The 26,584-nt window shown below is 59.4% G+C and carries 27 protein-coding genes; 20 read left to right on the forward strand and 7 right to left on the reverse strand.

The features are described 5' to 3' along the window. Positions 1–110 precede the first annotated feature (110 nt). The 12 genes from C7378_RS00120 to C7378_RS00175 all read left to right on the forward strand — a co-directional run bounded on the left by C7378_RS00120 (position 111) and on the right by C7378_RS00175 (position 10,172). Positions 111–569 carry a hypothetical protein gene (locus tag C7378_RS00120; RefSeq protein ID WP_131990517.1) on the forward strand — a complete coding sequence of 153 codons (459 nt, stop codon included), beginning with the start codon at positions 111–113 and terminating at the stop codon, positions 567–569. A gap of 1 nt (position 570) precedes the next feature. Further along, positions 571–1,425, forward strand: a complete 855-nt coding sequence (locus tag C7378_RS00125) for a hypothetical protein (RefSeq protein ID WP_131990519.1) — start codon at positions 571–573, stop codon at positions 1,423–1,425. 80 nt (positions 1,426–1,505) lie between these two features. After that, positions 1,506–1,793 (forward strand): hypothetical protein, encoded by a 288-nt coding sequence (locus C7378_RS00130; protein ID WP_131990521.1) that lies wholly within the window; start codon positions 1,506–1,508, stop codon positions 1,791–1,793. A gap of 55 nt (positions 1,794–1,848) precedes the next feature. Beyond that, the gene (locus C7378_RS00135) at positions 1,849–2,202 is read left to right on the forward strand and encodes a hypothetical protein (RefSeq protein WP_131990523.1); all 354 of its coding nucleotides are present in this window, start codon (positions 1,849–1,851) and stop codon (positions 2,200–2,202) included. Beyond that, positions 2,199–3,062 carry a DUF6065 family protein gene (locus C7378_RS00140; protein ID WP_207901274.1) on the forward strand — a complete coding sequence of 288 codons (864 nt, stop codon included), beginning with the start codon at positions 2,199–2,201 and terminating at the stop codon, positions 3,060–3,062. The genes C7378_RS00135 and C7378_RS00140 overlap by 4 nt, the downstream gene beginning before the upstream one ends. Then, positions 3,037–3,504 carry a hypothetical protein gene (locus C7378_RS00145; RefSeq protein WP_131990525.1) on the forward strand — a complete coding sequence of 156 codons (468 nt, stop codon included), beginning with the start codon at positions 3,037–3,039 and terminating at the stop codon, positions 3,502–3,504. Before C7378_RS00140 ends, C7378_RS00145 begins: the two co-directional genes overlap by 26 nt. A gap of 50 nt (positions 3,505–3,554) precedes the next feature. Beyond that, positions 3,555–3,797, forward strand: coding sequence for a hypothetical protein (locus tag C7378_RS00150; protein WP_131990527.1), 243 nt, complete (start codon positions 3,555–3,557; stop codon positions 3,795–3,797). Between the two features lie 52 nt (positions 3,798–3,849). After that, entirely contained in the window at positions 3,850–6,060 is a 2,211-nt protein-coding gene (locus tag C7378_RS00155) for a prenyltransferase/squalene oxidase repeat-containing protein (RefSeq protein WP_131990529.1), read from the forward strand. Next, positions 6,053–7,060, forward strand: coding sequence for a polyprenyl synthetase family protein (locus C7378_RS00160; RefSeq protein ID WP_131990531.1), 1,008 nt, complete (start codon positions 6,053–6,055; stop codon positions 7,058–7,060). Before C7378_RS00155 ends, C7378_RS00160 begins: the two co-directional genes overlap by 8 nt. Before the next feature lies 1 nt (position 7,061). Then, the gene (locus C7378_RS00165; protein WP_165876559.1) at positions 7,062–8,063 is read left to right on the forward strand and encodes a SagB/ThcOx family dehydrogenase; all 1,002 of its coding nucleotides are present in this window, start codon (positions 7,062–7,064) and stop codon (positions 8,061–8,063) included. Then, a complete protein-coding gene (locus tag C7378_RS00170; protein ID WP_165876560.1) occupies positions 8,056–8,922 on the forward strand; it encodes a class I SAM-dependent methyltransferase in 867 nt (288 codons plus the stop codon). The genes C7378_RS00165 and C7378_RS00170 overlap by 8 nt, the downstream gene beginning before the upstream one ends. Further along, complete coding sequence (locus C7378_RS00175) at positions 8,919–10,172, forward strand: YcaO-like family protein (RefSeq protein ID WP_131990537.1); 1,254 nt, start codon at positions 8,919–8,921, stop codon at positions 10,170–10,172. The genes C7378_RS00170 and C7378_RS00175 overlap by 4 nt, the downstream gene beginning before the upstream one ends. A 29-nt stretch (positions 10,173–10,201) precedes the next feature. On the opposite strand, the gene C7378_RS00180 is transcribed toward C7378_RS00175, so the two are convergent. Then, positions 10,202–11,401 (reverse strand): amidohydrolase family protein, encoded by a 1,200-nt coding sequence (locus C7378_RS00180; RefSeq protein ID WP_207901276.1) that lies wholly within the window; start codon positions 11,399–11,401, stop codon positions 10,202–10,204. A gap of 215 nt (positions 11,402–11,616) precedes the next feature. Between C7378_RS00180 and C7378_RS00185 the strand changes: the two genes are divergently transcribed. Beyond that, positions 11,617–12,237, forward strand: coding sequence for a class I SAM-dependent methyltransferase (locus C7378_RS00185; RefSeq protein ID WP_243647956.1), 621 nt, complete (start codon positions 11,617–11,619; stop codon positions 12,235–12,237). A gap of 95 nt (positions 12,238–12,332) precedes the next feature. Here C7378_RS00185 and glmS read toward each other — a convergent pair whose 3' ends face one another. Both glmS and purS read right to left on the reverse strand, forming a co-directional pair. After that, on the reverse strand, positions 12,333–14,213 hold the full coding sequence (gene glmS, locus C7378_RS00190; protein WP_131990539.1) for a glutamine--fructose-6-phosphate transaminase (isomerizing): 1,881 nt from the start codon (positions 14,211–14,213) through the stop codon (positions 12,333–12,335). Between the two features lie 113 nt (positions 14,214–14,326). Next, on the reverse strand, positions 14,327–14,572 hold the full coding sequence (purS, locus tag C7378_RS00195) for a phosphoribosylformylglycinamidine synthase subunit PurS (protein WP_131990541.1): 246 nt from the start codon (positions 14,570–14,572) through the stop codon (positions 14,327–14,329). A 77-nt stretch (positions 14,573–14,649) separates the two neighbouring features. Between purS and C7378_RS00200 the strand changes: the two genes are divergently transcribed. Next, positions 14,650–15,207: an inorganic diphosphatase gene (locus tag C7378_RS00200; protein ID WP_131990543.1), complete on the forward strand. Its 558-nt coding sequence runs from the start codon at positions 14,650–14,652 to the stop codon at positions 15,205–15,207. A gap of 14 nt (positions 15,208–15,221) precedes the next feature. Next, the gene (locus C7378_RS00205; protein WP_131990545.1) at positions 15,222–15,689 is read left to right on the forward strand and encodes a hypothetical protein; all 468 of its coding nucleotides are present in this window, start codon (positions 15,222–15,224) and stop codon (positions 15,687–15,689) included. 54 nt (positions 15,690–15,743) lie between these two features. Here C7378_RS00205 and C7378_RS00210 read toward each other — a convergent pair whose 3' ends face one another. Both C7378_RS00210 and C7378_RS00215 read right to left on the reverse strand, forming a co-directional pair. Beyond that, positions 15,744–18,122, reverse strand: a complete 2,379-nt coding sequence (locus C7378_RS00210; protein WP_131990547.1) for a carbohydrate binding family 9 domain-containing protein — start codon at positions 18,120–18,122, stop codon at positions 15,744–15,746. A gap of 112 nt (positions 18,123–18,234) precedes the next feature. Next, positions 18,235–19,527 (reverse strand): APC family permease, encoded by a 1,293-nt coding sequence (locus C7378_RS00215; RefSeq protein ID WP_131990549.1) that lies wholly within the window; start codon positions 19,525–19,527, stop codon positions 18,235–18,237. A gap of 170 nt (positions 19,528–19,697) precedes the next feature. On the opposite strand from C7378_RS00215, the gene C7378_RS00220 reads away from it, so the two are divergent. Next, positions 19,698–20,480: a ferredoxin--NADP reductase gene (locus tag C7378_RS00220; RefSeq protein WP_131990551.1), complete on the forward strand. Its 783-nt coding sequence runs from the start codon at positions 19,698–19,700 to the stop codon at positions 20,478–20,480. Between the two features lie 85 nt (positions 20,481–20,565). Here the strand turns inward: C7378_RS00220 and C7378_RS00225 are convergent, their stop codons facing one another. Further along, positions 20,566–21,216 (reverse strand): outer membrane beta-barrel protein, encoded by a 651-nt coding sequence (locus tag C7378_RS00225; RefSeq protein WP_165876561.1) that lies wholly within the window; start codon positions 21,214–21,216, stop codon positions 20,566–20,568. 343 nt (positions 21,217–21,559) lie between these two features. Here C7378_RS00225 and C7378_RS00230 point away from each other — a divergent pair, with 343 nt between their 5' ends. Beyond that, entirely contained in the window at positions 21,560–23,065 is a 1,506-nt protein-coding gene (locus tag C7378_RS00230) for a sialate O-acetylesterase (RefSeq protein WP_131990555.1), read from the forward strand. A 55-nt stretch (positions 23,066–23,120) separates the two neighbouring features. Here C7378_RS00230 and lexA read toward each other — a convergent pair whose 3' ends face one another. Beyond that, positions 23,121–23,768, reverse strand: coding sequence for a transcriptional repressor LexA (gene lexA / locus C7378_RS00235; protein WP_243647957.1), 648 nt, complete (start codon positions 23,766–23,768; stop codon positions 23,121–23,123). Between the two features lie 251 nt (positions 23,769–24,019). Here lexA and C7378_RS00240 point away from each other — a divergent pair, with 251 nt between their 5' ends. The 3 genes from C7378_RS00240 to C7378_RS00250 all read left to right on the forward strand — a co-directional run bounded on the left by C7378_RS00240 (position 24,020) and on the right by C7378_RS00250 (position 26,535). Beyond that, positions 24,020–24,712, forward strand: a complete 693-nt coding sequence (locus C7378_RS00240; RefSeq protein ID WP_131990557.1) for a response regulator transcription factor — start codon at positions 24,020–24,022, stop codon at positions 24,710–24,712. A gap of 49 nt (positions 24,713–24,761) precedes the next feature. Beyond that, positions 24,762–26,066, forward strand: coding sequence for a sigma-54 interaction domain-containing protein (locus C7378_RS00245; protein WP_243647958.1), 1,305 nt, complete (start codon positions 24,762–24,764; stop codon positions 26,064–26,066). A gap of 97 nt (positions 26,067–26,163) precedes the next feature. Beyond that, a complete protein-coding gene (locus C7378_RS00250) occupies positions 26,164–26,535 on the forward strand; it encodes a flagellar basal body rod protein FlgB (protein WP_131990559.1) in 372 nt (123 codons plus the stop codon). Positions 26,536–26,584: the final 49 nt, after the last annotated feature.

The raw sequence follows: 26,584 nt of genomic DNA on the forward strand, positions 1-26,584 counted from the left end.
TCACGTTGAGATTGACTAGCTGTTTCGCAATGTCTGCTGCCGTTCTCTTTCCCTGGTTTCGCTCCCCTGGAGAACGCTCCCGACCTCCGCCGTCAGGATTAGGAGGATCTATGCCCTGGAGCAATTTCGCACATCTCACGGCCCCCCCGAAGGGTGATGAAATCGGGATAAAGGGCGCGGGTTCGATCCATCGAAGCGTCCCCTTCGCGGCTGCCGGAGAGCAACTACTCCCGCTCAAAGCTGAGCTGGCTGCCGGCCACTCTGCCAAGACTCCTCCCGCCGCGATGACTGCTTTCACCAGGACGCAGGCGGCGCGGGTGCGTCATTACCAGGTCGATCCCAACTTCTGGTTGCCGGCATGGGTGCGAGAACACATTGATGCGAAGGGCAAGCCGGATGAATTGATCCAGAAGGTCATTGACCGCGTTAAAGCGAGCCCCAGTGCCCGCTCCCTCCAGGAAGCCCAGGCCGTGCTCAATGAACTGGGGCGCAGCGCTGAAGGAACCGCAGCTGTACGAAAGGCTTTGACGAAAGATGTCCTGCGGCGCGTGGTTCAGGGAGGGCAATGATATGTCTCTTGAATTTGCAGGCTTTCTCTACTCGGGCGACAACCGGACCGGCCAGTCCATGTTGGTGGGGGTTGGCCACACGGATCGCTACAACCACATCAGCGCAGCGCAACTGACCAGTAGCGGACTCTATGCCAACATCCATTCGGTGGAGTTGATAACCACCTCCGAGGCAGATGGCAATCTGGTGCTGCTGAAGAATGATGACTATTCCGGACCATTCGCCCAGGTCAGTGACGCCCAATCGGCAGGAGACGTCTGGTGGAGTTGCTGGGGACATATCGGAAGTGCCCTGCTCATTGCAGGAAACAAGAAGGGAACCAGCGAGCACCGCATCAGCTTCCACGATCAGTTCCACGACAAGTGGACGAGCTTTCTCGATGCGAAGCTTCAGGGAAAGAAGGCCAGCCGCCAGGGTGATCCCACGCTGACATGGGAGATGTTCCCGGCCAACGTTTCCTATCTCGATCCGAATCTTGCCTATCTTAAGATCTACCAGCCATTGCACATCACCATGCCGTGGTACTGGCCGGACTATGCCGCATCGATGACGTATCACATCTACCTCTACGTCACCGGGGACCATCATCTTCGGGCCTGGGGCGCACGCTGGGCCTACTGGGTTGAGGGGGGAGCCAAGTCCGGCAAGATAGCGGACGAACTGATGCCTGAAGTTAGAGATGGACTGCAATCTCTGCAGGACCAGGTAAATCAGGCGCTGACCCTTACCGATCTGCTTGGGCCCATAACGGATGTCTACTACTTGCCGGGGCGCCAGCCAAACCGAATAGCAACGGGCGGCATCTCTGGCGCAACTACAGACGACGTAACCATCGTGATTGAACAGCACGCGTAGTCAATGGATGTAGCAGTTCAATAAAAGTCGTGACGTCTGTGACAATCAGTGTTTTCGCTACTCGTCGCGAGCGAGGGATCATGGCAACTTATCCGCGTTTTTACCTAGCGCAGTATCCCGAGGTGGAGCAGCTTCTCAGGGAGAGAAAGTTGCAGTTTCCCATCCCCACCAAGAGTGAGTTTATCGAGCAGATGACATCGCGTGGCGAGCCCGTGATGTTTCGCAACGTTGCCTATGATCCTCACTTCGCAGCAGACCTCATGCCGGAGTTTTTCTTCCCCGTTCTGTCTGAGGAAGACATGCTGCAGAAGGGCGTAGAGCTGATGATTGCCCGCGGACTCTTTCCCGCTGTGCAGCCCTCCACCTGAGGATTCACTCCTGCAGATCTACGCGAGCGTATACCGCAATCGGAAAGGACTCGCCATGCTACAGTCATCGCGATCAGCCCATATCGACAACGTAGTGCAGAGCATCCGGCAGCGCGTAGAAGCCTCACGCAGCGGGCCTAAGATCGACAAGCCCATCGTCGAGGCGATTGATGTGGTGCATCATGCTCTGGCCTTTACGCGCCATGCGCGGGCGCTCGAAATCTGGCGCGCTGCCCTGTGGGAGAAAAGATTTGACCCGCAGGCGGAGATAGCGCTGCGCGTGATGCTGGTCTATCTGCTCGCGGCTGTGGATCGTGGAGAGATTGAAGCGGTCTCGGAGATCTGCGACTGCCTGCATGAGATTCTTCCCCGTGAGAGTCCGCACCTTGCGGTCGCGGCAAGTGTATGAGCACAGCCGCTGCAGAGAGATTGGGCGGGCCGCAGTTGCGCCTGATTGCATATCAGACGCATGCCTTTCCCGCGATGCGGATCGTGCCTGCACCTGTTTCGCGGGCCTGGATGGATGAGACCTCCGCAAGATTTGCCAGGCGATGTCTGCCGCTCCTCATGGCGAATCAATCCGGCTGGCATCTTCTCAGCAGTCATCTGGTTCGCATCACCTGGGATGGGGGAGAAGCTTGTAGCAGCATCAAGATTGAATTTCCGGACGGCTGGGCCCCCTTTCCGGTGTCGAGCCATTTCGGCCACGGCATCGTCACCTGGAGCGTGCCCTATCTGTTTCGCACGCCCCCCGGATACAACCTGCTGGTGCGCGGTCCCGCGAACTGGCCGAAGGACGGAGCATGTCCTCTTGAGGGAAGCGTCGAAGCGGATTGGGCTGTCAGCAGTTTCACCATGAACTGGAAACTGACGCGGCCCGGCATCACCGTCACGTTTGAGAAGGATGAGCCCGTTTGCATGATCCTCCCGCAGCGTCGCGGGGAGCTTGAGAGCTTCGATCCGGAGGTGCGTCCGCTGGATGCAGATCCGGACATTGCTCACGGCTTTCGATCGTGGTCAGAGAGCCGGAGGCAGTTTCTGGAAGAGTTGGGCACATCGTCTTCCACGGAAACGTGGCAGAAGCATTACTTCAAGGGCGTCACCCAGGAGGGGCTGTACGCCGAAGGCCATCAGACGCAGCTGAGGCTGAACGAGTTTTCAAAACGAACCCACGACTCCGCCGATCTAAGTACAGTTCAGCGCGGACGACCGGAGCCAACCCAGAAGAAAGAAGGAGAACACAATGCCATTCGAACCGTTGAAAAATGAAGACCTGGCACTGGTCAATCGTCTCATGCAGGCGCACCCCGACCTGCAGGATACGATTGCCGTGGTCAAACAGGTGAATGCCAAGGGCAAGTACCCGATCGATAACTTCGACGAACTTGCGAAGACAATGGGCGGCGAGCACGCATCGATCACTTTCCGTGGACGCACGCTGACCATGGCCGACGCGCGCAATGTCATCCCTGCGTACTACTTCCCGATACACTCTGAGGCCGATCTGCTCGCCAAGATGGCGGATCTGTCGAAGAGTATGCCGCCCGCGACAGCAGCGCTGAAAACACCACCGCTCGAACACAGCATCAAGTTGATGGAGGCAACCGCAGTCAAGCCTGAACATATCTCCCCGCCTCATATGAATGTCGAAGAGATATTCAAGACTGCCAGCTTCGGAAAGCAGACTCCCGGAGTTGGCGGAGTTAAGTAGGACACCAAGACCAGCAGTGCGAGTACTGGACTCGAGGACAGGAGAGGATCATGTGGATCGTCGTCTATAACTGTAAAACCGGAGTGCACATCACTAACGCCACCTTTACCGTCGCTGCCTACAACAACGGGAATGGCTACTACTACATGTATATCGGAGCCGGGTATAACTTTTGCGTAGGTGCGCCCGGCTATACGACGGTATGCGGGAACACTGACAGCTACGGCAGTATGTACGCGAGTCTCTGCCCTGCGCCACCGCAACCGCCACCCAACTGCAGCTGCTGGAGCTAGCTCTGGAAGCCGTTGAAGTATTGACTGCGGAATTGCCGCTGACTGTGATGCTATGTTCACCTACCAAGGCCAGATGTCCGATTCCCACCTTCGTGCGGCAGTGCGGGTAGCGCTCGCCGCACGCGGGTTGGAGTTTGAGCCAGCGTACTTCGCGGCACAGTCCGCAGCGCAGTGGGAGCTGGGGCTCACTCTGCGCAGAGAGATCATCGCAGATATCCCCGGAGGGCACTCCTTCGATCGCCTCGAAGATCTGGAACCGGATCTGTGGCGACGTGTCCCGCTGATCGCCGGGCTTGGCTACCGGCAGACGGCGCTCTTTCAGTCGATAAGCTCCTGTCCCCACCTGTCGCATTCCGACCTGGAGAGGCAAGCCGCGATTCTGGGGGGGGCTTTCAATCTCGTCATCACGCTCGTGGATCACTGCATCGATGAGCGCGGTGCTGGCGAGAGTATCTTCCGTGTCCTGAATGAGTCGGTCATTAAGGGCATCTTCGCATCTCCAGGCAAAGCCGCCGTGCAGCTGCAATTGATGGCTCGCGAAAGTCAGACCTTGGCTGAGCAGTTTCTGCTCAGCCTGATCGCGCTCTGCTGCTCGTATGGAGAAAATCTCCTTGCTCTGACAGGGAACAACGAGGCGTGGAAAAACCTGGGCGGCGTCATCCTGCTCCTGCTTCAGTCAGAGCGTGAGCTTGCGGCAGCTTCGTGGGCGAGCCCGTCAGAGATGCGGCGGATGCTCCCGAGCGTGGAGACAAAATCGGCGCTGCCATCTCTCGCCTGCATGCACATTGCGTGCCTGGCGCACGCGCCTTCAGAGAGTGAAGTCGACGGCGCTTTGCGGGCAACCGCAGAGCGGATCGGCAAACTCTTCTGGCGCATTGATGACATTGTAGATCTCCTGAAAGATTGGCGATCGGGTTCACCCAATGCACTGCTGCTGCCGATCGCCGATCGCCTCGACCGTGAGAAGCGTGCGTACGCGAGTGACACGGACATCTACGACGAAGTAGAGGCCTGCGCAGAAGAGATTGCCAGCCTCGCAGAACTCGGGCAGCATGCAATTGCAACAGGCAATGACCAGCTTTCCGGTTCACCACAGGAAGTCAAGATATTCGCATGGCTTCTGCTCGCAGGATGGACTGGCTGGCGAGAGACGCACGCCGCACCACGGCATGTCCACCACTTGGGCGATGCTGCAGCACGATCTTCAGAACTCGCTCTGCGTTATCTTATGCAGCAGCACGATCACGGCTATGAAGAGGCCACTCACTACCTCCATTTCCCACGCCTGGTCGATGGACGAGTTCGCTATGAAACTTGTCCGTCCATTCTGTCTCACAGGGCTGTAATCTTCGACGCGTTGCTCGATGGCGTGGACGCTGGCTTTCGGGTTTCTCAATCACTGCTGGCAAGAGATGCGATGACCATTCTGCAGTGCAAGCATCCAGATGTGCGCGGAGGCTGGAGCTATATTCAGCAGGCTCCGGAGCTTCCTCCCGATGCAGATGATTTAGGCCAGGTGCTTCAGGTGCTCGTGCGCTACGGAGGGCAGGATCTCGCATCCATCTGCGATGAAGCCATTCGCCTGGTGCTCGACGGCGCCAACGACGATGGAGGCTTCGACACATGGATCCTCGATCCCTGCGGCAACTCGTTCGCGGACCAGAAGATTCGCGACTATCTGCCGGTTATGGGTGGCTCAGGGGTGCATGTCGAGGTAGTTGCCAATCTGCTTTATGGATTGCTTTTGTACGATCCACAGCGCTACAGGCATGCGCTCCATCGCGCGGTGCACTATCTTGAAGGCACTCAGTCAGCAGAGGGCTCATGGCACAGCAAGTGGTATGCAGGGCCTTATTACGGCACATGGCGCGTAATCTCTGTGCTGAGTCGCCTCGCGCCTGCGAGCGCTTCTCTGATGCATGCCAGGCGGTTCCTCTTCGCGAGTCAGCGACCGAACGGCGGATGGGGCGAGCATGCATCCGACCCTCTCTCCACGGCCCTGGCCTTGTTGTCTCTCTGCAGCAGCGCAATGGCTCCGGTGGAGGAGGTCATCGCGCGAGGCGTGGACTACCTCGTTCATTCACAGGGTACAGAGGGTTGGTGGCCTTCCTGTCCGTGGATCTGTTTCCCGACAGCCGACGGAATGGTGACCCACGGGAGTGCCAGCGCCACTACCGCATTTTGTCTGAAGGCGCTGATTGCAAGGCAGGAGTTCTCGGTGCTGCAGTATCAAGTTGAGTTGAGCAAGGTGACTTATGAGTGATCCCGCAGTGGTCCTAACCAGCCCTTTACCGTCCGGTCTTGAGCAGATTGCGCACGGGTACTATCCCTTGCTGCAGGCATGCCGCCAGGACATTGGTCGTGAACTGGCTGATGCGCCTGCCGCAGATAGGCTGCTCAGATACTTTGAGCGGGGCAAGATGGTCCGCCCGCTGCTGATCTTTCTTGCAACTGCAGCCGTGGGCGGACGCGCATCCGCGGCCATTCATGCGGCTGCCGCGCTGGAGATGCTTCACGTGGCTGCGCTGATTCACGATGACATTGTCGATGGTGCGGACGAACGCCGAGGTCTCACCACCCTGCACAAGACAATGGGTGAAGCCGTTGCGCTCATCGTTGGGGACTACCTGATTCTCCGCTCCATGGATACCCTTGCGCAGCCCACCGAGGGAGCAGATCCCGAGTGTGTGATGCGCGCTCTTGGCCTGCTCACTTATCATGCACAGGAGTGCTGCAAGGGGCAGATACGGGAGCTTGAGCCCGCGCCCGATTCATCTGAGCAGCAATACTATGCCATCGTCCGCGAGAAGACAGCCTCACAGTTCGTGGCCGCCGTAAGTCTTGGCGCAACCCTCGGTCGCGCGAGCTTCGATGAATTGAAAGCCCTGCGCAGCTTCGCCGTCAATACTGGGATCGCCTTTCAGATCCGCGACGACGAACTCGATATCACCGGTGACTCTGTTCTGCTCGGCAAGCCTGCTGGCAATTCCATTGCGGCGGGGCGCCCACTTCTTCCAATCATTTATCTCGAAAAACATGGCAGTCCCGCGGCGGTGATCCGTTACGACGAGATGCAGCAGCAGTGTGCCAGTCGCGACCAGCTCGTCGCACTGCTGGAGCAGGAAGGTGCGCTGGAGAGAACTCGCCGCGTCGAAAAGCGTTTTGTTGAAAACGCGCTCGCTGCGCTTGGAAGATTGCGTCCTACTCCGGAGCGCGATGCCATGGGCGCACTCGCCCTCTACTCCATCGAGCGGAATTGCTGATATGTGGGTCAGGTGGGCGGAAGATGCCGAGGTCAGCATCAGTGGCGAGGACGCCACCGTGCGCGGCGCGCACTGCGATCTCTTCCTGCCCTCTGGCGCGATGGTCGTTACCAGGCTGCGTGATCTGTTGACGACCGTCCGGCAAACATCTTCCCTGGAGGTAGAGCTGGCCCAGCACGCCTCAGCTTTGCATGTTGCATCCGTGCTTGCGGAGCTGATCAACGCGCAGGTCCTGCTCGTGTGGGAACTAGGCGCAGACCTTATGCAATTGCATCAAGCCACCGTGGCGCCGAGTGAATGTCCTGTGCTTTCGCCTGTCTTCGAGACGCGTCGAATGCTTCGCGAGAATGGTGGTCGTGGCGGCATTTCGCTGCCTTATCCGCGAGTGACTGATGCTACTCTCAGCCATGCCTTGAGCCGGCGGCACACCTGCCGCCACTTCCTCCCAGCTACCGATTCGATTGAGCAACTGGGCGGCATCCTCGGGATGGCCGCTATGGCAGGAGCAACTCCATCCGCTGCACCGATGACGCCGGGCGCGCCCCCGTCCTGTCGCCCGTATCCATCCGGCGGCGGCCTCTATCCGGTAGAGATGCTGATTTATCCGGCAACGATAGCGGACCTGCCCCCGGCCTTTTACTACTATCAGGCGCTCGCGCATCGCCTCGTTCCAGCGGCACCTGCGCAATCTGACTTTGAAATGAAACGGCTTTTTTCCAACCAGCCAGTCGATGGCGCATCTTTCTTCGTGCTTCTTTACCTTGACTTCATGAGGGTGGGGCTTTCGAAATATGGGTTGAAAAGTTATCGGCTGGCGCTGCTTGAGGCGGGGCACATCGCGCAATGTCTTCTGCTTGCGGCAACAGCCGCTGGCCGCGACACTCTGCCGTTGTGCGGCTTTGACGATGAGCCTCTATCTCGTGCCGCCGGACTTCACTACCCCTGCGAGGCAATCGTTTATGCCATCGCGATCGGGAGACGAGGAGAGGCCGCGCATGGATGATCTTGAACATGCAATCGTCACAGCTGATCCACCGCTGCGCGTGCAGCAGTACCGGCCGATGGTGCGCCGCTACTACGAGTGCATCACCTCTGTGTACCGGCACTTCTGGGGCGACTGCTATCACTTCGCACTATTTCGCGATCGTGAATCCCGCACCGACGCCCTCGCTGCCACCGAGCACATGATCGCCGATGAAGGCCGCTTTCGTCCTGGCATGGATGTCCTCGATGTAGGCTGCGGGCTAGGCGGTCCGGCCCTCAACATTGCCGCATATTCCGGTGTTTCGATCACCGGCGTTGACTTATGCGAACATCATGTGCGGATCGCATCCGAGCGAGCTCTTGCGCGAAAGATGCAGGACAGGGTCAGCTTTCGCGTGGGCGACGGCATGCACCTTCCATTCGCAGACGATTCCTTTGACCGCATCTATGTGTTCGAAGCGGGTTGCCACATGCCGGACAAAGCCGCTTTCTGCCGGGAGTGTGCGCGGGTGCTGCGCATTGGGGGAGAGTTTCTGGGGCTCGACTGGATGCAGTCCAACGGCCTGACGCAGGCTGAGGCAGATCGCTATATCGAACCAATCTGCCAGTTCTGCTCCGTGCCTGACCTCATCTCGCCGGCAATGATGAGCAACTATCTGAGACGCAGTGGATTTGAAGTTTTGCGCAGCGAAGAGGCCTGCTCACAGCAGTCTCTGCTGCGCAACTTCCAGGTGCCTGAAGATGCGCCGCCGCTTCTGCCCGGGGACTGGGACGCCACAGCTCTGCAGCGCGTGAGCCGCGGCGGTTTTGCACTTGAAGAAGCAGCAAGGGCGGGAGCCTTCATCGTCGGTCGCTGGCACGCAAGGAAATTGGCGTGACGGCCTATGCTGCTGATCGCCTCCTCTGCGACACCGCAAACGGGCTGGCTATGGAGGTTCGCGAAGAGCCCGCAGACGACTGGCCTCTCGCGTTGTCCAGGCATGCTTACTGCGCACAAGTCCCATCGAGTGCAGGCAGCGTTGAGGGCTTCGGCGTCGGGCGAACGCCTGACGAGGCGCGATGCCGGGCAATTATGGAAGGTGCCGAACGCTTCAGTCAGTTCTGCACTGCGCCGTCGCAACTGCAGGTCGCTACGGGAGCTTCGCTGGGCGATGAGAAAATTTCTCCTCATGCTATGGGCCTCTATGCGGATGCGCAGTATGCGAAGCCTGGCTTTCCTTTCTCGCCATACTCTGAAGATCATGCGCTTGAGTGGATTGCGGTTGAGGATCTATGCAACCGTCAGCGCAGTTATGTGCCTGTTGAGTTTGTTTACCCACGCATTCCCTTACAGCGAAAAAAACTGGTAGCTGAAACCTCAAGCGGGACCGCTGCTCACACCTCTCTTGCAGCTGCGCAGCTTGCGGCCATCTGTGAACTTGTCGAGCGCGACAGCATCCTCCTGTTCTGGCATCGCAGGCCCGGAACAGGAGTCCTGCAGGTGGATGTGGAGCTGTCTCCCGATGCGGCAGGTGACCTCGATGCGATGCGCAGGATGGGCTTTGTCATTGTTGTGTGCCGTCTCGACTATGATCTTGCCATCCCCTGTGTTCTCTCCTTCGCCTTGAAAGGGAACAGGGTTGCGTATGGTGCTGGATGCCACCCGTCGTTGAAGCTTGCGCTGGAGCACTCCGCGCGGGAGTTGGGGAATCTATTGCGCTGGCAGATTTCCTTTCCGGCCCCGCGTCCATGGATGACACTCCAGCGGGTGACGGATCCGGCCGATCACCACGCGCTCTACGATGATGGTCCGTTTCACAGCCTCATCCGCGACACTCTCGAGGACGCAGTACGTGCACGCCCGAGCCGCAGCCATGATTCAGACAACAAAGCTATGGAAAAGATGGCAGCATCCGACGCTTTGCAGGAGGTTTCAGCGCGCCTCTGCGCACGCGGCCTTCGTATTTACACCTGCGACCTTACGCCGCCGTCAATGCAGGCGTGTGGAGTCTCCGTCGTGCGTGCTCTCGTGCCGGGGCTCATTCCCATGTACTTCGGCTATGATCGCCTTCGTCTTGGCTGCCGTCGCCTGTGGATGCGTGAAGCTCCGGGCCGTCTCTGCAACCTGCTGCCGCACTTCATGAGTTAACCCTCCTCGGGGTGGAGATGTGTCTGCACTCAGGTACGCGGGAAGAGCGCGCTGTGGATGCCTGGAAGCACGTGCAGCGCATTCTCGTAATAAAGCTTCCTCAATACTCCATCCGGTAGCTCCAATCCATACAGCTTCCATGAGCCATGCGTTTTGCGGAAGTAGTCGAAATATTCGTCGTCGGTTTCGAGCACGCGAAAATAGGTGTGGTACTCCTCGGGGTTCCAATGATCCTTTCCAAAAAGAACACGATCCTGATAGCGAATCATCCACCTGCGGGCCTCGCGAGGCTGCCGCCCCAGCTCTGCTAGTACCGCGCCTATCTCTGTGTACATGTTGGGCAGCGCATCCATCAGGCGCCCCAGCTCTTCGAGGTCACCGCCCAGCCAGCCTAAATGAGCGTTGATGAAGAGGACGTTCGGGTGCTTCGCGAACAGTCGGTGCTGTTCATCGAGAATCGTCCTCCAGGGCGGGTAGTGAACCGGCGATCGAGCCCGCGCAGGAAACATAGTCAGCTCCAGCCAGCGCTCGTTATATCTATCAACTGGATCGAAGAACGGCTTCGGCTCCGCGCTATGGATTAGTACGGGAATGTGAGCGGCGGAACAAACTTCGAAGACAGGGTCGAATCGAGGATCATCGACATGAATCCTCCGGCGCTGCCGATCGACAAGATCCATTCCCAGGTTCTTGAAAATCTTGAGACCCCTCGCACCGTTGCGAACATCTTCAGTAAGTTGATCTGCAGCGCGCCGTGAGTAGTCGGGCGAGTCCACATCCGAAAAGTCGATATTGGCAAAGGTCAGAAACCGGCTGGGGTAGCGACCTTCCAGGTTCTGAATCCTGCTCTGCAACGTGCTTCCATAGCTGCCGCTGAGGTTAACCATCACGCGCATATTGAGCAGGTCCATTTCGCTAACGAGCTGATTGAGTGCTTCGTCAGACATCATTGCGGACTGATGGCTGTGGACATCTACGAATGGATAGCGTGCGCGAGTCAGCCGATGCTCCGGGACGACCAGCGTTGATCTTGGCTCATAGTCAGCGATGGATAGAACTCTATCTCGCAGGCAGGCGCGACACTCATGACAATTGATCGAGGCTGCTTCGTGCGATTCGTCCACCACACATCTCTCGCCTGCCGGCAGACTGCTGACCTGCCTGTCGCAAAGTGTGTGCGCAGCCGTGAAGCTGGCCATCGCATGCGTGATAGGAGGGACGCTTGCCATCCTTGCTCCTGCGGCGCATCTTGCCGGGTTGCGGCGTCGCAGCACTAAGCTCTCACCGCGCGCCTACTCCTGGCAACCAAAATTCGAGGGGATGCCGATTTGCCTCCGTCGGAGCGGCCGGGTTGAAAGCCTGATACAACTTCCAGAGAGAGAGCTTCCTCTCACTGCGTCCGTCTGCAGTTGGGGAGCAAGTGCGGAAGCGTCAGGGGGCCAGGTTGAAGTTAAGTGTTCAGGAACAATTCGGGCAGATCGATATTTATGTATTCGATCAGATTCTGCGAGGAAACATTGCGGCTGGCATGCGCGTGCTCGATGCGGGTTGCGGTTACGGACGAAACCTGGTTCACCTTCTGCGCGAAGGGTGTGAGGTCTTCGCACTCGATGCAAACCCTGAGGGCGTTGAGCATGTTCGCCAGTTATCCGCATCGCTGCAAACAGGACTTCCCCCGGCGAACTTCCAGGTCGGGCCAATCGAGCAGATGCCGTTTCGGAGCGAGTTTGCGGATGTGGTGCTTTGCAATTCGGTGCTCCACTTTGCTCGCGACGAAGATCACTTCCGTGCAATGCTCGCGGAGCTCTGGCGGGTGCTCAAGCCAGGCGGCATGCTCTTCTGCCGCCTGGGTTCGCGCATTGGAATGGACTTCGAGCGAGTGCGGGCGAATATCTTTGTGGTCGGCGATGGCTCCCAGTGGTTCCTGGTCGATGAAGAGATGCTGCTGGATCTGACGGAGGAGATGGACGCGGTCCTGGTCGATCCGCTGAAGACTACCATCGTCCAGGATTACCGCTGCATGACCACCTGGGTGCTTAGGAAGAGAAGAGCTAAGTCAGCCTGATCTCCGCTCAAACCACGCAAGGGCTTGTCATGAAAGCGGACGATTGATTAGTAGAAGGTTCGGCAGCCCCGCCAGGCAGCAGTTGCCGAACTCCTTTACTCCACCGTGACTGACTTCGCCAGGTTTCGCGGCTGGTCTACGTCGCAGCCGCGACGCACCGCGATGTGATACGCCAGCAGCTGCAGCGGCACTACTTCGAGCACCGGCGACAGCAGTTCCGTCGCGTCCGGCACATACAGCACGTGGTCGATAAGCTGCCCAATCTGGTCATCTCCTTCTGTTGCTACAGCGATGACCTTGCCTGAGCGCGCCGTGACTTCCTGGATGTTCGAGAGAGTCTTCTCATAGCGCAGCCGTGAGTCGCGATTGGTGCTATCGCGCGTCGCGAGCACCACGCAGGGCAGCGTCTCATCGATCAGCGCATTCGGCCCATGCTTCATCTCGCCTGCAGGGTAGCCCTCGGCGTGGATATAGGAGATTTCCTTCAGCTTCAGCGCGCCTTCGAGCGCTATGGGATAGTGAATGCCACGGCCCAGAAAAAGGAAGTCCCGCGCATTGGAGTAAAGCCGGGCCAGCGCCTCGCACTCCTTGTCGCTGGTGCGCAGCGCGTCGCGCAGCTTGCCGGGAATCAGGCTCAACTGCTCAATCAGCGTGCGGCTTTCCTCTTCGGTGACCGTTCCTCGCACCTGCGCCAGGTGCATCGCGAAGAGAAACAGCGCGGTCAGCTGCGCGGTAAAGGCTTTGGTCGATGCCACGCCAATCTCGGGCCCCGCGTGCGTGTAGATCGTGCCGTGCGCTTCGCGCGCGATCATTGCGCCAACCACATTGCAGATCGCGACCGTCTTTGACCCTTTCGATATCATCTCGCGCTGCGCCGCAAGCGTATCCGCCGTCTCGCCGGACTGTGTAATCAGCACCCCCAGCGATGCCGGATCGATGATCGGGTCGCGGTAGCGGAACTCGCTTGCATAGTCCACCTCGACCGGCACGCGCGCAAGGCGCTCGATCATGAACTTGCCTGCCGTCGCTGCGTGCCAGCTCGTGCCGCAGGCGGCGATGTTGATCTTCGTTGCAGCGCGGAATTCCGCGTCCGAGATCTTCATCTCGTCCAGAAAGACTTTACCGGTGTCGAGCGAGATGCGCCCCAGCGTCGTGTCGCGAATCGCTCGCGGCTGCTCAAAAATTTCCTTGAGCATGAAGTGCTTGTAGCCGCCCTTCTCAGCCTGGATCGGGTCCCACTGGATACGCTGGACAGGACGTTCGATGTGGTTGCCGTCGAAGTCCGTCAGCACTACGCCGGACTTGGTCAGGATCGCCATGTCTCCATCAGCGAGGAAGTAGAGATTGCGCGTGTGGTGCAGAATGCCCGGCACATCCGAGGCGACAAAATATTCTCCGTCGCCCAGTCCTATCACCGCCGGCGGTCCATTCCGGGCCGCGACAATCTTGTCCGGCTCGTCGGCGGAGATGACGCCGATCGCGAAGGCGCCGGTCAGCCTGCGCACCGCGCGGCGCACCGCATCTTCGAGCAGCATCGTTTTGCCTGAGTCGGCAGCTGACTTCAGCTCCTGCTCGATCAGGTGAGCGATCACTTCTGTATCTGTTTCGGTTACAAATTTGTGGCCTTCAGCGGCAAGCTCGCGCTTCAGTTCGAGATAGTTCTCGACAATGCCGTTATGCACCACCACGATGCGGCCGGTGCAGTCGCGGTGGGGATGAGCATTTTCCTCTGTGGGGCGGCCATGCGTCGCCCAGCGCGTATGGCCAATGCCGAACGTGCCGTGAATTGGGCTTTGGCGAATGACTTCTTCAAGGTTGCGCAGTTTGCCGGGCGCCCGGCGCAGTTCCAGTCCGTTGCCGGCGCCGCCTACTGCAATACCCGCCGAATCATAACCGCGATATTCCAGCCGCCGCAGTCCTTCAAGGATCACCGGCAAAACCGGCTTCGTGCCCACATAGCCTACAATTCCGCACATAGTCCCTACATTGTAAGGGCAGGGCCGGGATTGGCGGCATTAACTTCCACAGGCGTCGAAGACTCCAGGCATTCCACCCTCCCTCCCGGGGGAGTGGCAACGCTTTCGCGCCGTCAGTCTTCCAAGCGATAGGTGAATTCCTCGATCACAGGGTTAGTCAGGATGTCGCGGGCGATGCGCTCGACCTCGGCAGCCGCGTCGGCGGCGTCGAGCGAGTCCTGCAAGGTCAGGACAAAGTACTTGCCCTGGCGCACGTCGGTCACGCCGTGGTATTGGTTCTTGCGCAGAGCGTTGCCGATGGTCTGCCCTTGAGGGTCGAGCACCGTGGATTTTAAAGTAACGTAGACATGGGCCTTCATCGTGCCCGATTATAAATGTTATGCGCCCGTAACCGTGCGGTTGGCGGATCGGAGCCTTATTTCAAGACAGGAAGCGAATGGTCAATTATCTGGAATTGCCGATCGGCGACAAGACGCCGGAGGTTGTGAACGCCGTCATCGAGATTCCCCTCGAGGGCATCAATAAGTACGAATACGACAAGCAGCTTCACGTATTCCGGCTCGACCGCAATCTCTACTCCCCGGTTCACTATCCTGGCGATTACGGCTTTATCCCGTCCACATTGAGCGATGACGGGGACCCGCTTGATGTTCTGGTCCTGGTCGACGCGCCGAGCTTCCCGGGCTGCGTCATGCAGGTTCGTCCCATCGGCCTCCTTGAAATGCTTGACCAGGGCGTGCTCGATGAGAAGGTTCTCGCGGTCGGCAAAAACAACCCCCGCTACAGCGATGTCTGGAACTACTCGGAAATCTACCCCCACATGCTCAAGGAGATCACCCACTTCTTTTCGATCTATAAGGATCTGGAGGGAAAGCGGGTCGAGGTTCACGGCTGGCACGATGCAGCCTACGCGCGCGACCGCGTCACCGTAGCAGCAAAGAACTTCGTGGATAACAAGCAGAAGAAGCAGGTCGAAGCAGCCGCTCGCAGGTAGGCCGACAAGCAGCTATGCCACCGCACCCCAGCCTCAGCCACCCGGCGCAGCAGCAGCAGATCGCTGCCCGGGTAGCAGTCGTAACCCCCGTTACTCCTGCGCGCTGGGGCCGGATGAACTCCCTGGAGATGCTCTGCCATCTCACTGAAGCCTTTCGCCTCGTGCTGAAAGAGCGTCCCACCAGTCGCCGCCGCAGCCTGCTTCGCAATGCCGCAGGGCGCTACCTTGCTTTGCGCTCGCCGCTGCCCTGGGCTCACGGATATCCCACGCTGCCCGCCCTGGACATGAAGCGCACAGGGGTCCCGGACGTCGGCTTCGAGGATAAAAGAAATGAGCTCGTCGCGCTGCTCGTGCGCTTCTCCGCCGCAACGCCTCAGGAACTGCTCGCAGAGCACCCGATCTTCGGTCCCATGACGTTTGAGGAGTGGATGATCTGGGGCTATCGTCACACCGACCACCATCTGCGGCAATTCGGCTGCTGACCTTCGCTCAACCATCAGGGCGGTATCGTGCCCGGCCGGATCCTTGATCCAGGGTTAAAAGCGGAGCAGATAGTTGAGCTTCATGTAGATCACCTGCTGATCGTTGAGAAATGAGGAGCCGGTGTGCGGAAGAATTGGGAAATTTGTATTACAGGTGCCGTCGACGCCTCGGGTGCATAAGTTGCTGTCCAGATTCTGATAGTCGGTCGTATAGCCGACGTAAAAGGCTGTTCCCGGGTGAGGCAGATAGGTGAGCAGCACATCGCCGAAGATGTCCTTGCTGTTGGTCAGATCGGTAAATTCAGCATTGGGCAGCGTTGCCAGGTACTCGCCGATGAAGTTCAGCGACCAGGCCTTGTTCATCTGCAGGTTCCAGCGGGTCACCAGTTGATGGCTGTCATAGGCCACCGCGCCGGACGTGGGATCGGTGAAGCGGTCAAATTCATAAGTGTTCAGCAGGTCCAGCTCCTGGATCGGCTTCACTTCGACATTGGTGTGTCCGGAGTCCACGTTCACCGGGTAAGGCCCCTGCCCGGCTGGCGGGTAATAGTTGATGACTGTGCCTACATAAGCCGTTCCGCCGAGGGCAAACTGCGGCTTCGGCGATGTGTAGAAATTCGCTCCCTCGACATGGCTGTGGTACTCGACATTGCTCTTGAGCGTGGAGTAGTCAATGGGCCGAAGCTGGTCCTGCCCCATGTCCAGGAATGCCGAGAGCGAAGTCCGGTGCTTGAAGTTGAACGAGTACGAAGGGTCGAAGTAGAAATCGAGCGGCAACCCGGTGTGATCCCAGATGCGTTCCGAGTAGATGCTTGGCCCGTGCGAGAGCAGCGGACCGCTCTTCGGGCGGAAGGTATAGTTCACGCTTCCGTCCGGTTCGCGAACATCGGGTCGGGTAAAGAATCCCGTCTCCGTAAGGTATCCAGCGGCGATGTCGTTGTAGTTGAAATAGAAGCTCTTGTGCAGATCGGAGTAGCTCACGCTCTGCACGTACGCCTGGCCGCTCTGCCACGAGCCATCGCGATGTTCTGTTTCTGAAGTCACCGCCTGCCCTGAAAGGGTCCAGCGCCGGTCCACGCGCACCCGATAGTCGGCGCCGCCGTTCCTGTTGAATGAGCCGAGGTAGTCCCTTTCTGCGTAGATAACCCCGGCGTTAGACTGGGCGCCGATGTCCCTGTTCACACGCCCGACGTAGAAGTGGGCCCGTGAGCCATAATCGGGAGTGCCCTGCGGCACCTGCAGCCCCGGATTGCGATCGTCGATATTCAGCAGCCCCACAGCCCAGGGGCCGATTTTGCCCGTGAGCCGCTGGCCAAACTGCGGCATTACGATATTCGGCGTGTAATACAGGCTGAGCGGTGTGGCAAAGTAGCTGCTGTTCTCGATGAAAAACGGGCGCAGCTCCGGGTAGTAGTACTGAAAGCGCTGGTTCGGCGGCGCGGGATTGTCAATGCCGATCTGGCTGAAGTCAGGATTGAACGTCAGGTCGAGCACCAGGCTGTTGTGCAGCACAAACTTGCCGTCCAGCCCCGTATAGCCCTGCAGGTGCTTGTTGTTGAAGTAAGGGTTGACCGGGTTGACGGTATTCAGCTGTCGGATGCTATGCAGCAGTCCATAGGGTTCCAGTTGCCGGTTCTTGCCGCGCTCCACATTGGCAAAGCCGTCGATGGAAATCTCCTGCGTCAGCCTGCCGGCTACATTGTGCCGCACCTGTGGCCACCAGGCGCTCTCGTTCTTGCGGGTGATGCCGCGCTGCAGCAGGATTCCCCAGGTGCGCAGATCGCCTTGTGGGACGTCCTCAAAGCGCAGGCTGGCAAAGGGAATCCGCATCATCACGGCATAGCCATTCGGCGTCCGCCTGCCCCATGTGTCCCATACCGTGTCGAAGGAATAGTCCGCGCCGGTCTGCTCGGTGTAGAGGGCATCGGCCTCGACGCCCAGGGCATTCGTTTTGAAGAGAAACGCCCTCCGCTCATCGTGGAACGTATCCAGCATGACCTCTACGTAATCGTCGTCGCTGAGCGAGTCGCGCTGCAGCATATGGGCGCGCAACAGCCCCGGATGATCGTCGCGGCAGACAAAAGCGATGTACAGATACTCGTGCGTATAGCCCATGTAGGCTGTCGTAGGCTCGGTGACTGGCTGGCCGTCCTCGGGATAACGGTCAGTGAACTTGGTGATCCGCAGCATCCGCCGTGCAGTGGCTGACCCTAGGGGCTGGCTCAGAAAGTCACTCAGTTTCGGATCTGCATTCAGATGTGGAATCAGGACATGAGCCATATCGGAGCGCGGAGCGTTTACCGTGGAAGACGCGGGAACGTTTCCATGCGCAGCGCCGCTGTGTCCCCGTCCTCCCCGCGGAATGTCGCCAAAGACATTGGGAGCGATACCAAGAAGCAATGCCAGCAGTGTTAGTAACCGGTAACGATGCATGAACAAAAAGTGCAGCCTTGACATAACTTTACATGCGGAACAGCCTTCAGTGCACAGCCTGAATGACCTAGAGGAGAATAGTTCTCGGGCGATAACGGTTATCAAGAGAGAACTATTCTCCTTTTCGTCGTTCTGAAGCCTTCCCGATCATGTAAAAGAGCGGCCCGAACGCGGCGACGATGGCGCCGAAGGCAAGCGCCGGAATATGCGCCATTCTCTCGTCGCGGGCGGAGAACATCGCATACCCGATCAGCAGCGTGGGTGCAATTCCCAGGATGCACGCCATCGCAAAGTTTCCTGCGCGAAAGGGGCGCTCGAGTTGTGGCTCCTTGATGCGAAGCACGGCCAGGGCAATAAACTCAAGCACCAGGCTGCTGCCATAGAGGATCAGGTCGATCGAGATCAGCCGTTCAAAGCTGAAGTGGAGCGCCATTGCCCACGCCATGCCGCAGACCAGCACCGCTGCCCATGGCACGCCCTTCCTGTTGCGCAGGGCCAGCCAGCGCGGCAGCATGCCGTCCTCGGCGAGCACCATGGGCAGGCGGGTATAGGAGAGCATCAGCGCGTTGAACATGCCGAAGCCATTGATCGTGCCGCCCAGCACGATAGCCCCCGCCAGCAACGGACCCGCGAGAATGTGAGCGGCATCGGTCCAGGAGCCGGTTGAAAACTCGTTCAGCGGCAACCCGGCAAAGGCAATCGCCGCCAGCGGCAGGATGTAAGTCAGCGCAACCAGCCCGGCGGTGAGCAGCATCGCGCGCGGATAGTTGCGGCGGGGATCCTGCACCTCCTGCGCCACGGTGGAGGCGTTATCCCAGCCCATGTAGTTCCACATGGCCACCAGGATCGCGGTGCTCAGCCCTCCCTCAGGGTGCGCGGCAGGGAAGCGTGCCTGCGCCGGAAGATGCAGGCCGTGCCAGACGCCGGCGACCACCAGCACCGCGAAAGGGAGCAGCAGCGTGACGAAAAGCCACACCGACCCTTCGCCTACAGCGCGCGCCCCGCGCAGGTTCCACAGGCAGCAGGCGACGACCAGCAGGAGTTCCCACAGGACGCCGCGGTGCCCGGCCGTCCAGGCTGGGAAGAACCTGCCCAGATAGAGCACAAAGATCGTAGGGTAGATGGCCATGTCAAAGACACTGGCCGTGAGCGAGAGCCACGCCTCCTGATAGCCCCAGAAGGGCCCAAGCGCGCGCCTGACCCACACATAAAAGCCGCCTTCGGCCGGAATCGAGCTGGCCAGTTCTCCGATCATGAGCGTGGTGGGTAGCGTCCAGAAGAGCGGTACCAGGAGCAGAATCAGCAGCGCCTTCAGATATCCGGCGCCGCCGAGAATGTCTTCTATCCCATACGGGCCGCCGGAGACCATGAAATAAGTGGCGGCGATGAGTGGCACCAGCTGCATTCGCCGGCCCTTCTGCAAGGCATGGGACATCTTGGATCTGCGTTCGACCGGAGTCAACCTCTCGACTGGGATAACAGTAGTGTAAGCAACAATGAAAAACAGCTCCGCGATTGGAGCCGCCGCTCGTTTCCCGTAGACTGTTCTTATCTCAAAGTAAGCGAGCGAAACCATTGGCAAGACAGCTTCTTACGGCCCGCCTTGAGCGCAAACTGCTCCTCTCAGAGCCTGCGCAGTGCTTCCACCTGGAGTTTTCCGTTGTCGACGCGGAGCGCTTCGACTTCGCCCCGGGACAGTTTGTCTCCATGGTCGCTGACGATGCCTTGAGCGGTAAGCAGCAGACACGGGCTTACTCCATCGCTTCCGCCCCTGAGGAAAATACCTTTGACCTATGCGTCAACCGTGTCGAGGGTGGCTTCTTCTCCAACCTGCTGTGCGATCTGGAGCCGGGCAGCACGGTGCAGTTCCACGGACCGCACGGATTGTTCCTGCTCAAGAAGCCGATGACGGATGGTATCTTCATCGCGACCGGCACCGGCATTGCGCCTATGCGCGGTTTTGCCGAGTGGCTCTTCCCCGAGAGTGGCGAAGATCGCAGCGAAGGCAGACATTTCTGGCTTGTTTATGGAACCCGCCATGAAACGGAGATCTATTACCAGAAGTACTTTGAGAAGCTCGCCGCGGAGCATCACAACTTCCACTACCTGGCCAGCCTGAGCCGTCCGCACGAGGGATGGGAAGGGCTGCGCGGCTATGTTCAGGAGCATGTGGCGCAGGTGGTCACCACCCGCGCCCAGCACCCCCACAGCGGCGCCGTGGCTTCCGCTTCTGAAGAGGGCGGCTTCGACATCCACGCCTATATCTGCGGCCTGAACGAGATGGTCTCAGCCAATCGCGATAAGTTGATGAGCCTGGGCTGGCAGCGCAAACAGATTGTTTTTGAGCGCTACGACTGAGGAGGCCGCACAGGGCGTCCGAAACTACTAAAAACGGCCTCACTGCCATGGAGCAGTGAGGCCGTTTTCTATTTCCTGGAGTACCTTACCAGCGCACTCCCAGCGTCAACGGGATCAGGTTTGTGCCCGATACTTCAAACCCCGGAAATTGCCCCGCAGGTGTGAACAGCCGCATATAGCGCGACTCGAGAAACATGCTGGTGCGACCCTGCGAGTGAAGGTGATAGCCGATGCCGCCGCCGAAGTCCACCATGGGTTGCAGGCTGGACTTGGAGGCCTGCACCAGAGCGTGGTCGCCAAAGGTGTAGTGGTAGGGCGAAGAAGGCTGCGAAAAGGCCACTTCCTTGACCGACATACCCGCACCTCCCGAGACATAGGACCGCCAGCGCCCGTGCGGCGCGAAGCTGTAAGTAGGGTCCACGGCAAAGGTCGGGAAGAAGAAGTGGCCCAGCGGTTGCTGTTCGCGTTGGAGCACGATCTGCGTCATGCCGTTGATTGCCAGCCCAACGTCCAACCACACACTGAGACTGCCACTCAGCCGGTAACCGCCGCCTGCCGTAATGTTGAAGCCTGGGTGAACGTAGCTGCTTGTGCCTCCGGCCGGTATCGCGCCGCCGGCTCCAACGTCGAAAAGCCAGCGATTGGCCGGAGCGGAGCTTGTGGGTTGCGCGGCAGACGCGTTCATCGTCGTCAGCGCAAACGGCAAAAGCAAAAGAAAGTATGAGAGCCTCTTCAAAAAGGTGTTATCAAACATAAGTTTTTATCAGCTGATTCGTGAGTTCTACTACCGAACTTAGGGCCCTGCGTGCGCATTGTCAAAAGATTTCCGCGCACGCCTCTTATCGAAGATCCAGGTGTATCCACTTCGTACCCCGATTTCGCGCTCTGATCGCTTCCAGCTTCAGCCTGTGCAGAGGTGCGGCCCCGGCCCTTGTCATAGGCTTGGACGCACTGTCAGGTGCAAAGAAAGCACTCAGGGCGAGTTGCATCGGGCGTGCAGCTGCGAAACTAATAATACGCAATCAGTGAAACTACGCTTTCAGATGTAAGATTCTAGTTTCGCGACCAGGAGACATCCCATGTACAGCCGGCTTCTCAACTGCTGTTTTCTATTTGCACTTGCCACGGTTACAAATGCAGCCCGTGCTGAGGTGAAACTACCCAGTGTGCTTGCCGACCACATGGTGATACAGCGCGACAAGCCCGTGCATGTATGGGGCGCGGCGGATGCCGGGGAGCAGGTCACAGTCACCTTTCGCGGTAACCACGCCAGCACCACGGCCAGCGAGATAGGCCGCTGGAGCCTCTATCTGCCTCCAGGCGCAGCTGGCGGCCCCTTTACCCTGACGGTGCAGGGCAAGAACACCATCACCCTCAATGACGTTCTGGTGGGCGATGTGTGGGTGGCCTCAGGCCAGTCGAATATGGAGTTTCCCATGGACCCCACCATGTGGAGTCATGGACCATTCCACGCGCAGCAGGAGATTGCAGCCGCGAACCATCCCAGGCTTCGGCTCTTCCATGTCGAAAACACTTTTGCGGATTATCCGATGGACGACGTGAAGGCCACAACCTGGACGCCGGCGACTCCTGCGAGCGTGCTGACGTTCTCCGCAGTTGGCTACTTTTTTGGCCGTGATCTCCTGGAGAAGGAACAGGTGCCGATCGGAATTATTGAAGCAAACTGGGGCGGCACTCCCGCCGAGGCGTGGACCAGCCTGAAGGCCCTGAGCGCCGACAGTTCGCTGATGCCGGTCTTCGCCGCGCGTGCCGGCATGATGGACCCTCAGGCAGAGACACTCCTGAAGCAGAAGGTTGAGACGAAGGAGGTCGCCGACGCGAAGGCTGCAGGCAAAACTCCGCCCGTCTTCCCCTGGCACCCGGACCCGAATCCGTGGGCTCCGGCGGCGCTCTTCAATGGCATGATTGCCCCGATTACTCCGCTGCCGATTCGCGGTGTGATCTGGTACCAGGGCGAGAGTAATACCGATGCCATGCGGGCGCCGATCTACGGGCACCTCTTTGAGACAATGATCCGCGACTGGCGCGCCCAGTGGGCGCAGGGCGACTTCCCGTTTCTCTATGTGCAGATCGCCAACTTCATCTCGCCGGACGAATGGGCGACCGTGCGCGAAGGACAGCGGAAGACGCTTGCGCTCGCAAATACCGGTATGGCTGTGACCATCGACATCGGCAACCCGGACAACGTACACCCGCAGGATAAGCAGTCAGTAGGGCACAGGCTTGCGCTGTGGGCCGAAGATCTCTCCTATGGTGCGCATGTTGAGGATTCAGGCCCGCTCTTTCGGCAGGCGGTTCCGGAGAATGGCGCGATGCACATCTGGTTCGATCATGCGGCCAGCGGGCTCATGGCCAAGGGTGGGGAACTGCAGGGCTTTGAGGTCGCGGGCCCGGATGGGAAATTTGTAACTGCAACTGCGGCAATCAGCGGTGAAGACGTAATTGCAAAGAGCGCGTCGGTCGCACAGCCCATGTATGTACGCTATGGCTGGGCCTCAAACCCGCAGTGCAACCTGTTCAACAAGGCAGGGCTGCCCGCCTCACCGTTTTCCTCAAAGAACTGAAAATCCTAAAGAACGAAAAGGCAAGCCCCATTCCTGCAATGGGGCTTGCGTTGTCTCAGCTGTACTTACGCAGCATGCCCAGAACGCGGCCCTGAATGGAAACCTCGGTAGCGGGAACAAAGATTGGGTCCATCTCAGTGTTCGACGGCTGCAGACGGATGAGATTGCCCTCGATGTAATAACGCTTCAGGGTCGTCTCTGCGCCGCGCACCAGCGCCACCACGATCTCCCCCTCGCGTGCCTTCTGCGTGCGCTCCACCAGCACATAATCGCCGTTGACGATATGCTCGTCGCGCATGGAGTCGCCGCGTACCTCAAGGGCGAAAACTTCCTTGTTGCCGGTGATGTCGCTCAGCGAAATGCTCTCTGTCGTCTCCATCGCTTCGACCGGATAGCCTGCGGCGATGCGGCCCATCAGGGGCAGTCTCTCCGCGCTCCGCTGACGGGTGCGTGGCGGCAGCACGTCGATGGAGCGACTGCGGTTGTGTGCGCGCTCCAGGAAGCCCTTCGTCTGCAGGTTGGAGATGTGTTTGTGGACGGTTGCCAGCGACTTCAGGTCGAGACCGCGTGCGATCTCCTCAAACGAAGGCGAGTAGCCGTTGTGCTGGACGAAGCTGGAGATGTAGTCGAGGACTTCTTTTTGCCGCCGGGTAAGTGCCATGCGCGTATTGTAGCGAATAAAAGGCGAACCGGCGAGTGCCACTTTTCCTGCTCGCGTTCTCTGCGCGGGCACGAAGTGATAAAAGGCCCGCTGCTCCAGTCTGGATAGGCGGCCAGGATGACTATGTCAATGAGCAGACCCTCAGAGTTGTGCGCTTGCTTCCATTTTGGGAAGGGCCGGAAGCACGCTTCCCATTCCAGCAATCCTCCTTAACTTCTCCTCACCTTTCGATTGTTTCCCCGCGACGGACGCGAGATGGTTGTCTTGCAGCAATCACGGGGTCAAAGAACACGATGCGGTTATTGGTGGCAGAAGACGATCGCGCACTTGGCAAGTTTCTGCAGCGCGGGCTCGAGGCAGATGGGCATGAAGTCTGTCTTGTCTCCGACGGCCAGATGGCTGTGGATAGATTTCTGGCGGAGATGCCCGACCTGACGATTCTCGATCTCAACCTGCCGCGCAAAGATGGCGCGGAGGTACTCAGCTTTTTGCGGACGATCGACAGCGAGTTGCCGATCCTGATTCTCACGGCGCGCGCCGAGCCGGAGACGAAGGTGCGCTGCCTCGACCTCGGCGCGGATGACTGCATGCTCAAGCCGTTTTCGCTGCAGGAGCTGCGCGCGCGCTGCCGTGCCCTGTTGCGGCGCAGACGCGAGGCGCTGCTGACGCTGCGCTACGGCAACGTGGAAATGAATCGCGTGGAGCGATCTGTCTTGCGGGCAGGAATTCCCGTGATGCTGACGAACAAGGAGTTTGCTCTGCTCGAGCGGCTGATGCTCAATCGCGGGCGGTGCGTGTCGCGCGCCTCGCTGCTTGAGCAGGTGTGGAGCATGGGCACCTCGGCGGGGACAAATGTGGTTGATGTCTACATCAACTATCTTCGCCGCAAGCTTGATGATCATGGCCCAGGCGATGGTCAGGGCCAGTTCATTCAGACAGTGCGCGGGCAGGGCTATCGTATCGGCGCTGCTCCGGCAGAGGCCTGAAGACTACCAAACAGCGGTACCAAACTCTTGAAAAAAGGAATGATTGAAGATGGCGACACCCACACCAACACCCACTCCAATGTCCAGCGTCCGGCCGCTTCACGCGATCGGTGCAAGGACCGCAATTCTCGCCAGCGCCGACGCCTCGTTCCGCGAGCGTGTTCGCGAGGCGCTCACCGGACTGCGCTGGCAGGTGCGGGAAGCAGCAGGCGGAGCTGAAGCCCTTGCCTGCCTCGATGCCTCGCCGGCAGAGACGGTGATCCTCGATTCCTGGCTGCCTGATCTTGAGATACGTGAATTCATCACCGAGTTCGAGCGGCTGCATCCGGGGGTAGACCTGGTATCTGCCGACGGCGTTTCCGTATCGAATACTCCCGCGCGCAGCCCGCGACGCAACGAGATTCTTTATGCGCTGCGGCGGGTGCAGGATGCAGACGGGCCGCTATGGGACTTCGAGCCCATCAGCAGCGCACGTGAGGCAGAGAAGCCCGCTGCAACCGATGGGGCGATCTGGAACACGGCTCCGCTGCTGAGCGAGGCAGGCAAGGCGAAGGTGCGCACGCCGCAGAAGACAGCGCAGCCCTCCCTGCGGCTGCCGGAGCTCATCGGGGCCAACCCGGCGATGCTCGAGGTGAGTCGCCGCGTGCGGCTCGTGGCGGCGCGCTCGACGGCGGTCCTGATCGAGGGGCCGACCGGCACAGGCAAAGAGCTGGTGGCGCGTGCCCTGCATCGGCTGAGTCCCAGGGCCGGGCGGTCCTTCGTAGCGCTTAACTGTGCGGCGATTCCTGAAGCCCTCCTTGAGGCGGAGCTCTTCGGTCACACGCGCGGCGCCTTCACCGGCGCGGTTCAGGGCAGAGTTGGACGCATCGAGGCGGCCGATGGCGGCACGCTGTTTCTGGACGAGATCGGGGAGATGCCGCTGCCGCTGCAGGCAAAGATGCTGCGCTTTCTGGAGTCGGGCGAGCTGCAGCGGGTGGGCGAAAATGAACCGGTGCGCGTGGATGTGCGCATCGTGGCCGCCACCCACCGGCGTCTGCATGAGCTGGCAGCACGCTCAGCGTTCCGCGCCGATCTCTACTACAGGCTGGCCGTCTTTCTCATCCGCACGCCTCCGCTCTCCGAGCATCCTGAGGACATTCCCCAGATGGTCGAGCACTTCATGGAGCGGATGGCAAGCGGTAGCCCGGCAAAGTCGATCTCCGGCAGCGCCATGCAGCGGCTCAAGGAGCATGCGTGGCCGGGGAACGTCCGCGAACTGGAACATACGCTCGAACGTGCGTGGATCCTCGCTGAAGAGCGTAGCCAGATCGATGCGGGAGATGTCGAGTTCGGCGAAAGCGCCCACGCGCATTAGAGCTTTCTAATCTTGTCTGCTGGTGAGTGGCCGGCCTGCTGCTGATTACCGAAGGTAAGCGGAACTGCCCCTTTCGGGCAAAAGGAGATAGAGCACGATGAATGTCACGACGCCGATAAGCGACGAGCTGACGAAGTATCTCGACCTGTCGAGCACCCAGCTGAAGCTGACAGGGCAGAACATGGCGAACATCGACACCCCCGGCTATCGCACGGTAGGGTTCGACTTCACCGACGCCATGAAGCATGCGATGAGCGATGCGCTCGGCGCTCGCAGCGGCAGCACGCTTGCCGCGTCTGAAGTTCCTATCGGCCAGGTAGATGGACTTCTTGAGCGGCCGGATGGCAACAACGTGTCGATGGACCGCGAGGGATTGAACATGGCGGAGGCGCAGCTGCAGTTCAGGACAGGGATCGAGTTGCTCAGGCGCGAAAACACGCGGGTCATGGATGCCATCCACGCAAACTGAATGCAATCCGCGCAAATTAGCAGCCACAGCCCGGAACAGCAGCAGGCAA

Origin of the sequence: Acidipila rosea (assembly GCF_004339725.1) — a bacterium.
GTDB classification, from domain to species: domain Bacteria; phylum Acidobacteriota; class Terriglobia; order Terriglobales; family Acidobacteriaceae; genus Acidipila; species Acidipila rosea.

Coding starts and splice junctions, on each gene's coding strand:
- C7378_RS00200 (WP_131990543.1), top strand. CDS start 14,650: ATGGTCAATTATCTGGAATTGCCGATCGGCGACAAGACGCCGGAGGTT.
- purS (WP_131990541.1), bottom strand. CDS start 14,572: ATGAAGGCCCATGTCTACGTTACTTTAAAATCCACGGTGCTCGACCCT.
- C7378_RS00240 (WP_131990557.1), top strand. CDS start 24,020: ATGCGGTTATTGGTGGCAGAAGACGATCGCGCACTTGGCAAGTTTCTG.
- C7378_RS00165 (WP_165876559.1), top strand. CDS start 7,062: ATGTGGGTCAGGTGGGCGGAAGATGCCGAGGTCAGCATCAGTGGCGAG.
- C7378_RS00135 (WP_131990523.1), top strand. CDS start 1,849: ATGCTACAGTCATCGCGATCAGCCCATATCGACAACGTAGTGCAGAGC.
- C7378_RS00205 (WP_131990545.1), top strand. CDS start 15,222: ATGCCACCGCACCCCAGCCTCAGCCACCCGGCGCAGCAGCAGCAGATC.
- C7378_RS00155 (WP_131990529.1), top strand. CDS start 3,850: ATGTTCACCTACCAAGGCCAGATGTCCGATTCCCACCTTCGTGCGGCA.
- C7378_RS00160 (WP_131990531.1), top strand. CDS start 6,053: ATGAGTGATCCCGCAGTGGTCCTAACCAGCCCTTTACCGTCCGGTCTT.
- C7378_RS00180 (WP_207901276.1), bottom strand. CDS start 11,401: ATGGCAAGCGTCCCTCCTATCACGCATGCGATGGCCAGCTTCACGGCT.
- C7378_RS00125 (WP_131990519.1), top strand. CDS start 571: ATGTCTCTTGAATTTGCAGGCTTTCTCTACTCGGGCGACAACCGGACC.
- C7378_RS00250 (WP_131990559.1), top strand. CDS start 26,164: ATGAATGTCACGACGCCGATAAGCGACGAGCTGACGAAGTATCTCGAC.
- C7378_RS00215 (WP_131990549.1), bottom strand. CDS start 19,527: ATGCAGCTGGTGCCACTCATCGCCGCCACTTATTTCATGGTCTCCGGC.
- C7378_RS00145 (WP_131990525.1), top strand. CDS start 3,037: ATGCCATTCGAACCGTTGAAAAATGAAGACCTGGCACTGGTCAATCGT.
- C7378_RS00245 (WP_243647958.1), top strand. CDS start 24,762: ATGGCGACACCCACACCAACACCCACTCCAATGTCCAGCGTCCGGCCG.
- C7378_RS00120 (WP_131990517.1), top strand. CDS start 111: ATGCCCTGGAGCAATTTCGCACATCTCACGGCCCCCCCGAAGGGTGAT.
- C7378_RS00230 (WP_131990555.1), top strand. CDS start 21,560: ATGTACAGCCGGCTTCTCAACTGCTGTTTTCTATTTGCACTTGCCACG.
- C7378_RS00210 (WP_131990547.1), bottom strand. CDS start 18,122: ATGCATCGTTACCGGTTACTAACACTGCTGGCATTGCTTCTTGGTATC.
- C7378_RS00150 (WP_131990527.1), top strand. CDS start 3,555: ATGTGGATCGTCGTCTATAACTGTAAAACCGGAGTGCACATCACTAAC.
- C7378_RS00130 (WP_131990521.1), top strand. CDS start 1,506: ATGGCAACTTATCCGCGTTTTTACCTAGCGCAGTATCCCGAGGTGGAG.
- C7378_RS00170 (WP_165876560.1), top strand. CDS start 8,056: ATGGATGATCTTGAACATGCAATCGTCACAGCTGATCCACCGCTGCGC.
- C7378_RS00140 (WP_207901274.1), top strand. CDS start 2,199: ATGAGCACAGCCGCTGCAGAGAGATTGGGCGGGCCGCAGTTGCGCCTG.
- glmS (WP_131990539.1), bottom strand. CDS start 14,213: ATGTGCGGAATTGTAGGCTATGTGGGCACGAAGCCGGTTTTGCCGGTG.